The 11,373-nt window shown below is 54.3% G+C and carries 7 protein-coding genes; 6 read left to right on the top strand and 1 reads right to left on the bottom strand.

What is annotated here, in order from left to right; all coding sequences use genetic code 11:
- Nucleotides 1-15: 15 nt before the first annotated feature.
- On the bottom strand, nucleotides 16-942 hold the full coding sequence (locus JI741_RS22290) for a bifunctional riboflavin kinase/FAD synthetase (RefSeq protein WP_202013636.1): 927 nt from the start codon (nucleotides 940-942) through the stop codon (nucleotides 16-18).
- Nucleotides 943-1,357: 415 nt separating this feature from the next.
- On the opposite strand from JI741_RS22290, the gene JI741_RS22285 reads away from it, so the two are divergent.
- From JI741_RS22285 to JI741_RS22260, 6 genes are all read left to right on the top strand, one after another.
- Entirely contained in the window at nucleotides 1,358-2,359 is a 1,002-nt protein-coding gene (locus JI741_RS22285) for a FecR domain-containing protein (RefSeq protein WP_236676243.1), read from the top strand.
- A gap of 119 nt (nucleotides 2,360-2,478) precedes the next feature.
- Entirely contained in the window at nucleotides 2,479-6,105 is a 3,627-nt protein-coding gene (locus tag JI741_RS22280) for a SusC/RagA family TonB-linked outer membrane protein (RefSeq protein WP_236676222.1), read from the top strand.
- A gap of 11 nt (nucleotides 6,106-6,116) precedes the next feature.
- On the top strand, nucleotides 6,117-7,640 hold the full coding sequence (locus tag JI741_RS22275; RefSeq protein WP_202013634.1) for a SusD/RagB family nutrient-binding outer membrane lipoprotein: 1,524 nt from the start codon (nucleotides 6,117-6,119) through the stop codon (nucleotides 7,638-7,640).
- Nucleotides 7,641-7,769: 129 nt separating this feature from the next.
- Nucleotides 7,770-8,723, top strand: coding sequence for an RraA family protein (locus JI741_RS22270; RefSeq protein ID WP_202013633.1), 954 nt, complete (start codon nucleotides 7,770-7,772; stop codon nucleotides 8,721-8,723).
- 41 nt (nucleotides 8,724-8,764) lie between these two features.
- On the top strand, nucleotides 8,765-10,048 hold the full coding sequence (locus JI741_RS22265; protein WP_202013632.1) for a mandelate racemase/muconate lactonizing enzyme family protein: 1,284 nt from the start codon (nucleotides 8,765-8,767) through the stop codon (nucleotides 10,046-10,048).
- Nucleotides 10,049-10,387: 339 nt separating this feature from the next.
- A complete protein-coding gene (locus JI741_RS22260) occupies nucleotides 10,388-11,317 on the top strand; it encodes an RraA family protein (protein WP_202013630.1) in 930 nt (309 codons plus the stop codon).
- Nucleotides 11,318-11,373 lie beyond the last annotated feature (56 nt).

Genomic DNA, 11,373 nt, shown 5'->3' with positions numbered 1-11,373 from the left:
GGTTCAGGGAACTTGCTATCGCAATATGTTCAAAGCTGCTACCTTATCAAGGTGCAGCTGCTGTTTTAATTCTTCCAGATCGTTGAACCGGATGTCGCCGCGGATGAGTTTGTGAAAGTGCACGGTGAGGGCTTCGCCATAGATGTCTTTTTGAAAATCGAAGAGGTTCACTTCAATTCTTCGCATCAGGCCGTTCACGGTGGGGCGGTTGCCAATGTAGAGCATGCCGTCGTAGCGTTGGTGTTCGTGGCTCACGGTGGCCGCATAAATGCCGTCGGCGGGAATGAGTTTGTAGGCCGTGTCCACTTCGATGTTGGCCGTGGGGTAGCCCAGCAGGCGGCCCAGTTTGTCGCCCATCACCACGCGGCCGGTCAGGCCATAGTAGCCGCCCAGAAAGTGGGTGGCCGTGTCGATGTCGCCTTCTTCGAGGGCCTTGCGTATTTTGGTGGAGCTCACGCCCACGTGGTCTATGTCCTGGCGCGGAATCTCTTCCACTTCAAAGCCATACTTGGGTCCGTTCAGCATCAGTTGCTCAAAGCTGCCTTCGCGGTTCTTGCCAAAGTGGTGGTCGTGGCCAATCACCAGCTTCTTGGTGCCAATGGTCTTCACGATAATTTCAGTGATGAATTCCTCGGAGGTGAGCTGCGAAAACTCTTTGGTAAACGGAATGCGCACCAGGTGGTCTATGCCCTGTGCCTTGAGCAACTCGGCTTTTTCTTCGAAGGTGTTGAGCAGCTTCAGGCTGGTGTCTTCGGGATGCAGCACCAGGCGGGGGTGAGGCCAAAAGGTGATCACCACCGTTTCGCCATTGCTCTTGGTTGCCGTTTCGCGCAGGCGCGACAGGATTTTCTGATGCCCCACGTGCACCCCGTCGAATGTTCCGCTTGTCACAACGGCGCAATCCAGCCGCGCAAAATCTTCAATCCCGTGATAAATCTTCATCCCATTCTGGTTTCGGCCCTAAAGGTATAAAAATTAGGAAATGGGAGGAGGGTCTGCGCTTGCCGCAAGGGTCTAACAATCGGCATGTCGGGAACCATCCATGCGGGCTGCCCGACGCGTCGGGGCACCGCGCTCTCCACTGCAAGTCCTCGCCCCACCCGCAATCCCCGCGGCTGTGGGCTTTCCGTTGCGATCGCTGCCCGGCCACGCACATGCCATCCGCAACCCAATTCCTTCAGGCCCCACATCGATGCACACCCTACAACAAAGACTAACTCAATCCATATAGTAATGACAGCCTTTTCAAACCGGCTTCGGCTTCGCTGAAAAAATATTTTCAAAAAAAACGGTGAGATCTCCCAAAGTGCCCCCTCTTAAGGCTTATTCACACCCAAACCGACCTTTACGACCTGTGATGAAGTATACTAATTTCTCGGTAAACGACTTTGTGACCGACGACTATTTCCACTATTGGGTGGCGCACCCGGGCGACCACAGCGCGCACGTGTTTTGGGAGGCCTGGCTCAAGCAGCATCCCGAAAAACGCGAAGACGTAGAAGAAGCCCGTGCCATCCTGGAAAGCATCCGGTTCTCGAACCACACGTTGTCAACCGAAGACCTGGCCCAGCTCTGGGACCGGGTGCGGCACATCGACACGGCCCGCGAGCAAGGCCGTTCGCTCATGGCCCCGGCCTACCGGTGGTATGGCGTGGCCGCAGCCGTCATCACCCTGCTGATGGTAACGGCCGTCTACTTCATGACCGGCACAAAACCCTGGAAGGAATACACCACCGCCTATGGCGAAACCAAAACCGTGGTGCTGCCCGACAATTCCAAAGTCATCCTCAACGCCAACTCCTCCCTCCGCATTCTGAACAACTGGACCGAAAAGCCCGAACGCGAAATCTGGCTCGAAGGCGAAGCGTTCTTCTCGGTGGTGCACACCAAAGATCACAAACCTTTCAAAGTCATGACCAGCGATGGCGTGAGCGTGGAAGTGTTGGGCACCACGTTCAACGTCTATAAGCGCACCCTCAAAACCACCGTCATCCTCAACTCGGGCCAGATTCGCCTCAACCTCCCGCTGGAAAAAACACGCGAAAAAATTCTGATGAAACCCGGCGACATGGTCGAGTTCAAAGGCAGCAAGTATAAGAAAGAAGAAGTGGACCCCAGGCTCTACACCGCGTGGACGCAAAACAAGATCATGCTCAACCACACCAGCCTCGGCGAAATGGTGCGCATGCTCACCGACAACTATGGACTCGATGTGAAGGTGACCGACACCACCTTGCTCGAACAAACCGTGTCGGGGTCCATGCCCCTGGGCGACGACGACGTGTTGCTGCAGCAGATGGCAAAAGCCTTTCAGCTGAAGATCACCCGCAACGGACAGACAATTTCAATTGAAGAATAAACAACGTATAGCCAAACCCGGATGCAGGGGCCTGCATCAGAAAACATGAAGACGTGAGACTGCCGATGTGATTTGTTTATTAACCCGGAAACGAACTACACAACTTAAAACCATAACCTATGAAAAATTGCTACCTACTACTCGGCTTGTTGCTGATGGTGCACGTTCAGGCAATGTCGCAACACGACCAAGTGTATGCGGCGGTGAGCCGACCCCTGCACGCACAGCAACGTTCCGGAGACGTGAGCTCTCTGAAGCAAGCGTTGAGTGAACTCGAGCGATCGTATTCCATCTCTATTGCCTACAAAGACGAATGGATTGAGAACAAGCAGGTTCACTTTTCGGCCGCCACCTTCAAAGGTGTGGAACAAGCCCTCGACAGTGTGTTGAAAGACACCGGCCTGTACTATGAAAAAGCCGGCGACAATTTTTATGTGATTTACAAAAAACAAATGCGCAGCGCCAACCAGCCCCAGAGCTCCACGCTCATGGTGCCTTCGCTGGCACTCGATAAAGCGGAAGACTTCAGCACGTTTGCAACCGCCGAACCCATTCAACGGGTTGATGTGCGCGCCGCCATTGCCGCCAAGACCATCACCGGTGTGGTGAAAGACGAATCGGGCGTGGGCTTCCCCGGTGTGAACGTGGTGGAAAAAGGAACGACTAACGGAACTACTACCGACTCCGATGGAAAGTTCTCCCTCACCGTGGCCGACGACAATGCCGTGCTGGTGTTCTCGTTCGTAGGCTATGCGTCACAGGAAACTCCTGTGGGCGGACGCACCGTAATAGACATTTCTTTAAACCCCGACCTGCAATCGTTGGATGAAGTAGTAGTGACGGCTTTGGGCATCGAGAAGTCGGCCAAGAGCTTGGGCTATGCCACATCGAAAGTAACCGGCGACCAGATCTCGGTGAACCGTGGTTCGAACGTGATGAGCACGTTGCAAGGCAAAGTGGCCGGTGTGAACGTGACGTCGCTGGGCACTGGCCCCGGTGGATCTTCAAAGATTCGTATCCGTGGCCAATCATCGTTTGGTGGTCAGAACACGCCGCTCATCGTGGTGAACGGTGTGCCCATTGACAACACCAGCTTCGGTACCAACCAAGGCAACACCGCCGGCGACAACTCGGTGGCCAACAAAGGCGGTGGAGCGTCGACCGACGGTGGCGACGGCTTGAACAGCATCAACCCCGACGACATCGAAAACATGACGGTGCTGAAAGGCGCCACAGCCGCAGCCCTCTACGGATCGCGTGCAAAAGACGGCGTGATCATGATCACCACCAAGTCGCGCACCATCGGCGCACGTGGCATCGGCGTGACCTACAACATGAACTACACCGACGAAAAGATTTTGGACTTCACCGACTATCAATACGAATATGGTCAGGGCGAAAACGGACTTGGCCCCGCGTCGGCAGGTGCACTTCCCAATCCCACCACAGGCCAATGGTCGTTTGGTCCCAAAATCGAGCCTGGCATGACACAGTTGTTATACAACAATGTGCAAGTGCCCTATGTGGCGCAGAAAGGCATCCTCAATAAATTTTATCGCCACGGTCAGAACTTCACCAATAGCGTGTCGCTTTCGGCCAACAGCGACAAGGGTGGCATGAACCTGTCGGTGTCCAACATGGACAGCAAGGGTGTTACGCCCAACAACTCCTACAAACGCAACACGCTTAACCTGGGCTTTAGCTACGACCTGTCGTCGAAATTCAGCTTCAAGGGCAACGTGAACTATGCCAACGAGGTCACGAAAAATCCTCCCGTAGTGTCGGACCAGGACAACTCCATTCCCACATCGCTCTATGCCATGGCCAACACCATGCCGTTGGAGTTGCTGCGTGCAAACGCCTACAATCCCGGCGGTGGCGAATATTTGTATTCGCGTTTCACCAACCGCACCAATCCCTATTGGGTGCTCGACCAGGTGAAGGGCAACATTCGCCGCGATCGCATCATGGGAAATCTCTCGGTGAAATATGATTTCACAAAATGGCTGTCGTTGCAAGTGCGCGGCGGTCAGGATTTCTGGACACGCGATTCTGACTACATCAACCTGCCTACCGGCAAAGCATCCATCAGCTCGGGTTCAGTGCTGGCAGCCGTTCCGGGATTCTTCAACGGCCTCTACACGCAGGAGGCACGCCGCTTCCGCGAAACCAACATAGACTTCCTGCTCACCTTCAACAAAGAGTTTGGTAACTTCGGATTGAATGTGACCGGCGGCGGAAACCAGATGCGCCGGCGCTTCGACTCCAACGTTGTGCAGGTAACAGACTTTGTGGTAAAAGATTTGTATACCGTGCAAAACGGTCGTGCAAAAGATCCTACCTACGATCTGGTTGAACGTGGTGTGAATTCACTTTATGGAACAGCCGAAGTAAACTACAAACAGTTTCTCTACCTCAATGCCACCGTCCGCAACGACTGGTTCAGCACACTGTCGCCCGGCAACCGCAGCATCCTGTATCCATCGGTGTCGGCCAGCTATGTGTTCACGCAAACCCTTGGCGACAATTTGAGCTGGCTCAACTTTGGAAAGGTGAGGGCAGCGTTTGCCAGCGTGGGTAGCGACTCGGATGTGCCGCCCTATGCCAACCAGCTTTTCTATTCGGTAAACGCCAACCAGTTTGGCGGTCAACCGGTGGGAACCTCTGCAACGCTTGTGCCCAACGCCAACCTTCGCCCCATGAAAGTGGACGAAACCGAATTGGGTTTGGAATTAAAAATGTTCGACAACCGCGTCAACGTCGACCTGGCTGTGTATAAGAAAATCACCACCGATCAGATCGTGCGTGCACAGGTGTCTGACGCTTCGGGCTACATCAACACGCTTATCAACAGCGGTAAGAGCCAGAACAAAGGCATCGAATTGATGGTGAACCTGGTGCCCGTGCGCACCGACAACTTCCAGTGGGACTTCACGTTCAACGGGGCCTACAACATCACCAAAGTGCTGAGCATCATCACCGACACACCGGGTGAAAACATCACCACGGGCACACACGTGTTCAACGGCTTTGTGCAGCAAATTGTGGGCGAAGAGCTGGGTCAGATCGTTGGCTTTGGCTATCGCAGAGACGACGGTTCTGTCAATCCCGATCACAAGGGCATGATTGTGTATGGCGCCAACGGTGTGGCCCTGCCCACTACCAAACTCATACCCTTTGGAAGCGCGTTGCCCAAGTGGGTAGGCGGGTTCACAAACGCTTTCAACTACAAAGGCATAACGGCTTCCGTCCTCATCGACTTCAAGCTGGGTGGCAAAGTGTTGTCCGGAACAAACTTCAATGCCTATCGCCACGGTTTGTCGAAAGAAACCCTGGTGGGCAGAGAAGGTGGCGTTGACCCTGTAACGGGCGCGCAAAAAGGCGCGGTGGTTGGCGTGGGCGTGAATGCCGCCAGCGAAATCAACAACGTGGCTGCCGTTGCCGAAGACTTCTATTCGGTGGTGCGGGGTTCAGGACTCATTGAGCCGGTCATCTACGACGCAGGCTATTGGAAGTTGCGCCAGATAACCGTGGGCTATGACTTCACGAAGTTTCTCAGCGCGTCGTTCCCGATCAAGGGGCTTCGCCTCAGCTTCGTGGCCAACAATGTGCTGATGCTGAAAAAATGGGTGCCCAACATCGACCCCGAAAGCTTCAGCTACGGTTCCGACAACGTGGTGGGACTGGAATCGCCCAGCGTGCCCACAACCCGCAGCATCGGCTTCAACTTGAATGTTAAATTTTAATCGCACATCGCATGAAAAAGATAATAAACCTCAGTTTTCTGATATGCGTGTTCAGCGTCATCACGTCATGTGAAAACAATTTTGATGAACTCAACACCAGCAAAACGGGCATCACCAATCTCGACCCTGCGCTGGTGCTCAACGACGCTGTCATCTTTTCGTCGTTTCCCGCAGGCTCCATGAACTATGAAGCCGGCATTGTGCAGCAGGTAATTTCTTCCAACACCGGCTTGCTGGTGGGCGCCAACTTCAACCAGGTGAACATCAACAACACCCCGGCCGTCTGGATCAACTACTACCAAAACGTGGTGAAGTATACCGCCGATGTGATTGTGCGCAACAGCACCAACACCACGCGGAGCAACCTCACCAACATGGCGCGCATCGTGCGGGCCAATGCGTTCATCGTGCTCACCGATACCTATGGCAGTGTGCCCTACACCAACGCAGGCAAAGGCTATTCCGACCAGGTGTTTTTTCCGGACTATCAAAAACAGGATGTCATCTACACCGATATCATTAAGGAGCTGACCGAAGCCACAGATGCCCTCGATGCTGCCGGAAAAGTGGAAACAACCGACGTGCTCTATGCCGGCAACATTGCCAAGTGGAAAAAGTTTGGCTACTCGCTGTTGCTGCGTGCCGGGATGCGCCTGAGTGCGGCAAATGCCACAGCAGCACAAGCCGCCGTGACCCACGCCTATGCAGGGGGTGTGATTCTGGTGAATGCAGACAACGCTGTGGTGAAACACGATGCTAACTTTGTGAGCCCGGTAGGCAACCTGCTGAACAGCACAGAAGCAGCAAACTATTACCTGGCCGCTCCCTTTGTAGACGCCCTGAAGAACAACAACGACCCGCGACTGTCGGCCATTGCCGTTCGCTATGTGGGTGCAACTTCCGGCCCCGGACAGGTAGCAGGTGTGGCCACTACGGCCATCGCCAACCAATACGGCATGCCTATGGGCAGCACCGATGGCACGGCCGATGTGTCGGCCGGTACTTTGCCCGGCGGTGGCGCACGCTATGCCTACAGCCAGGTGGATCGCACGCGCCTGGTGAAACGCACATCGCCCGTGTTTCTGGTCACGGCCGGACAGTCTAACCTGTTGCTGGCAGAAGCCCGCCTTAAAGGTTGGGTAACCGATGGCACAGCCGCCGACTTCTATTCGGCAGGCATCAAGGCACACATGGACCAGATGGCGTTGTATGACGTGAACTCAACGGTGGCCGGCGCAGATCGCGACACCTATGTGGGCGACATGCTCGACACGTTCGACGGCAACGAGCTGTCGCAAATTGGCTATGAATATTGGGTGGCTTCTTTCCTGAATGGACCCGAAGCATGGTCTAACTTCCGCCGCACAGGCTTCCCGGTGCTCGCCGTAAATCCTTTCCCCGGAAGAACGGTGGACTTCATTACGCGACTCACCTATCCTCCCTCCGAATTGCTGGTGAACAACGCGAAGGTGCAAGCGGCCATCACCGACCAGGGCCCCGACAACCTCGACACGAAAGTGTGGTGGGATAAATAATAAAATTTGAACGTCAGACACCGTGCGCCGAAAGCACGGACGCCGGTGTCTGACTTTTTTCTTTCAAAAAGGATTGTATTTCATTCATCTAAACACCGGGGACAACCTCGGCTGCTAAAACTTTTCCCTATGCGAACCAAGCAAAACGTTTTTCTGCTGCTCCTGCTCTTGTGTTGCACATCGCTGAGTGGCCTTGCGCAACAGATTTCGAAAGAAGAACTGCTTTTCCTGACACCCGAATGGAAAGGCGAACGCTTTGCCGACGGAAGACCCAAAGTGCCCGACGCCATTTTGAAACGCATGAAGCTGGTCACGCTCGAAGAAGCGTGGGCCGTGCTGAAAGGCGAGAACTACAAACACAACTACGACGACGGCTGGATGTGCATCAATCCCGACAGCGTGCTGGTAGGGCGGGCGTTGACCGCCACCTTCATGCCCGGCCGCCCCGACGTGCAACGCGTCATCGACAAAAAGGGACATGAACAGGATGGCCGCATCAAATCGCAAAACGCCTGGCCCATCGACATGCTGGTGAAGGGCGATGTGTATGTGGTGGATCAGTTTGGTGCCCATGAAGACGGCCCCACCATTGGCGACAACCTCGGCAACTCCATCTTCGCCAAGAGCGGCAACGGCATTGTCTACGACGGCGCCATCCGCGACATCGTGGGGCTAAAAGAAATTAAATCGTTCACATCTTTCTTCAGAACTTATCATCCGTCGCATCACCTCAACAATCCCGACGGCGACCTCAACACCACATTGGTGGGTATCAACCGCCCCACGCGCATCGGCAAAGCCATGGTGCTTCCCGGCGACGTGGTGCTGGGCCGCGACGGCGGTGTGATCTTCATTCCACCACACCTCGCCGAGAAAGTGGTGAAGACATCCGAGATCGTGCGCTTGCGCGACATGTTTGGCCACGAGCGCCTGCGTCAGCAGAAATACACACCGGGGCAGATCGATAACCGGTGGTCAGATGAAATTGAAAAAGACTTTTCGCAATGGCTCAATCAACACATCAACAAATTGCCCGTGCCCAAAGAACAGGTGCAGGAGTATCTGAAGACACGCACGTGGTAGTATCAATAAAAAAATAAAAACGCTTAACCTTCCGAACACACATGGCATATCAATCATCCCGTAGAAATTTTATTACCAAGAGCGCGCTGGCTGGTGCGTTAGGATTCACCTCGCTGGCTGGTTTTGGCAAAGGCCTTGAAACGGCAGTCGATCGCGCACCGAAGTTGTCGGCACCGGCCGATCTGAAAATCACCGACATCAAGTGTGGCTACATTCGCAATGGCCACAGTCTGTTTGTGAAGATACACACCAACCAGGGTATCTGGGGGTGTGGCGAAGGTGTGGACGCAACACCGGGCACCTATCACCTGGTGAAAATGTTTGGCGAACGCATCAAAGGCAAGAGTCCGCTCAACGTGAACCGGTTGTTCGAAGACATACGCAAGTCGGGCTTCTTTGAAGGCGCACAGTCGGGCATGTTTGTGGCCGTGTTGTCGGCCGTGGAAAGTGCGCTGTGGGACCTTGCCGGAAAAGCCCTGGGCGTGCCGGTATATCAATTGCTCGGCGGAAAATTCAGAGACCGCATCCGCGTCTATTGCGACACCGCCTTGTATCGCGCCGACTCACCACCCCCTGAGAAATTTGCCGAAGCCGCCGCGGAAGCCGTGAAGATGGGATTCACCGCCGTGAAGTTCGACATCGACGAAGCCAAAGACCCCAACAAATACGACGCCTACAACTGGACGGCCGGCCCTGCAGAATTGCAACGCATGTACGATCAGATCGCCGCCGTGCGCAAAGCTGTTGGTCCCAAGATCGACATCTGTGTTGACATGCACGGCCGCTACGACGCCGTGACAGGACAACAAATAGCCAAACGTTTCGAGCCGCTCAACCTCATGTGGCTGGAAGAACCCATCCCCGCCGAAAACGTGGAGGCCTATCGCAACATCACCGAATCGACCAGCACACCCATTTGCGCCGGCGAAAATCACTACCTCGCCTACGGCTTCCGCCGCATGCTGGAGCTGGGCGCAGTAGACATTGTGATGCCCGACTTGCAAAAAGCCGGTGGGCTGGGAGAGGGGCAACGCATTGCCAACATGGCCAATCTTTATTACGTGCCGTTTGCGCCGCATATGGTGGCTTCCTATCTCGGTGCCATGGCGTCGTGTCATGTGTGTGCCTCCGTGCCCAACTTCCTGATTCTGGAGTGGCAGATTTATTTTCACACCGATCCCATGTTCAAAGAAATCGTGACGTTCGACGGCCCCATGGTGAAGGACGGATTCATCACGCTGTCTGAGAAACCCGGCGTAGGGGTGGAGATCAACGAAGAAGGTATGCGCAAGTATGCCACGAAGGGCGTTCCGTTTTTTGAATAACACCTCGTTCGTACAGGAAAGAAACACGTCAAGTTTTCTTCCGCTGTGCGAAAGCACATTGAGTGTTTGCAGGAAACTAAAGAACAGATTTTTATGAAGAACCAAGAACGTAGACCGACACATCGCACACACGTTGTGACAATTGTTATTGCCTGGGAAAAATGGATACGCGGATGTTTCAACAACCATCAGGGACGCATACAGCTTGCGGTGGTGTGTGCGAAGACAAACATATTTCATAATGACCGTAACTGTAGCCTTATAACCCCTCTCGTAACAATGCACCGCATACGTTGATTATTCTTCCTAAATTTTTTGAAATCTAGATCCATCAAAAAAATGAAAGCTAACCAACTCATCCTCGTCGTTTTAATTTCACTGCTGTCGCTTCCCGCATGGGCACAAGTGGTCACCCTGTCGAAAGAACAAATCATCGCGCTCACGCCCGAATGGAAAGGCGACCGTTTGCCCGATGGTCGCCCCAATGTGTCGGACAAAATGCTGGAACGCCTCAAGGGTATTTCGCTGGAAGAAGCGTGGGGCATTTTGCGCAACGCGGGCTACAACAACCAGTTTGAAGGCGACTGGATGCTGCTGCGCTCCGAACAGGTGCTGACAGGCCGCGCGCTCACCGTGCAATACTGGCCGCGCCGCCCCGACTACGACAAGATCATCAAAGACAAAGGCAAAGCCGAAGGCCGCATCGGTGGCTTCAACTCGTGGCCCATCGATATGCTGAAACCCGGCGACGTGTATGTGGCCGACAGCTATGGTAAAATTGTGGACGGCACACTTATTGGCGACAACCTCGGCAATTCCATCTATGCCAAATCCAAAAACGGCGTCATCTTCTACGGCTCCGTGCGCGACACGGAGGGGCTGGAGAAAATTGAAGGCTTCAACGCCTGGATAAAAGGCTACGATCCTTCCTACATCCAGGAGATGATGTTGGGCGGCATTAACACCCCCATCCGCATTGGCCGTGTCACCGTGTTGCCCGGCGATGCCGTGCTGGCCAAGAAGGGCGGCATTGTGTTCATACCGGCCCACATGCTCGAAGAAGTGGTGATCAACGCCGAGTTCATCGCACTGCGCGATCAGTTCGGTCATCAGCGCCTGCGCGAAGGAAAATACACCCCTGGTCAGATCGACCAGCAGTGGACCGACGACATCAAGAAAGACTTTCTGAAATGGCTGGATCAAAACCCCGGCAAACTGCCCATGACCCGTCAGGAACTTGACGAGTTCATGAAGAAGAGATCGTGGTGATGCTCTGGCATCGCCCTTAAAAAAATTGTCAAACTAAACCTTCACTACCCCTAACT

This window comes from Chryseolinea lacunae (assembly GCF_016735595.1).
GTDB lineage: Bacteria > Bacteroidota > Bacteroidia > Cytophagales > Cyclobacteriaceae > Chryseolinea > Chryseolinea lacunae.
The sequence above is the reverse complement of the archived record's forward strand: the minus strand, read 5'-3'. Positions and strand labels throughout refer to the sequence as shown.

Excerpts from the sequence above, each read along its gene's own strand:
- JI741_RS22290 (WP_202013636.1), bottom strand. The coding sequence starts at position 942 with ATGAAGATTTATCACGGGATTGAAGATTTTGCGCGGCTGGATTGCGCC.
- JI741_RS22285 (WP_236676243.1), top strand. The coding sequence starts at position 1,358 with ATGAAGTATACTAATTTCTCGGTAAACGACTTTGTGACCGACGACTAT.
- JI741_RS22280 (WP_236676222.1), top strand. The coding sequence starts at position 2,479 with ATGAAAAATTGCTACCTACTACTCGGCTTGTTGCTGATGGTGCACGTT.
- JI741_RS22275 (WP_202013634.1), top strand. The coding sequence starts at position 6,117 with ATGAAAAAGATAATAAACCTCAGTTTTCTGATATGCGTGTTCAGCGTC.
- JI741_RS22270 (WP_202013633.1), top strand. The coding sequence starts at position 7,770 with ATGCGAACCAAGCAAAACGTTTTTCTGCTGCTCCTGCTCTTGTGTTGC.
- JI741_RS22265 (WP_202013632.1), top strand. The coding sequence starts at position 8,765 with ATGGCATATCAATCATCCCGTAGAAATTTTATTACCAAGAGCGCGCTG.
- JI741_RS22260 (WP_202013630.1), top strand. The coding sequence starts at position 10,388 with ATGAAAGCTAACCAACTCATCCTCGTCGTTTTAATTTCACTGCTGTCG.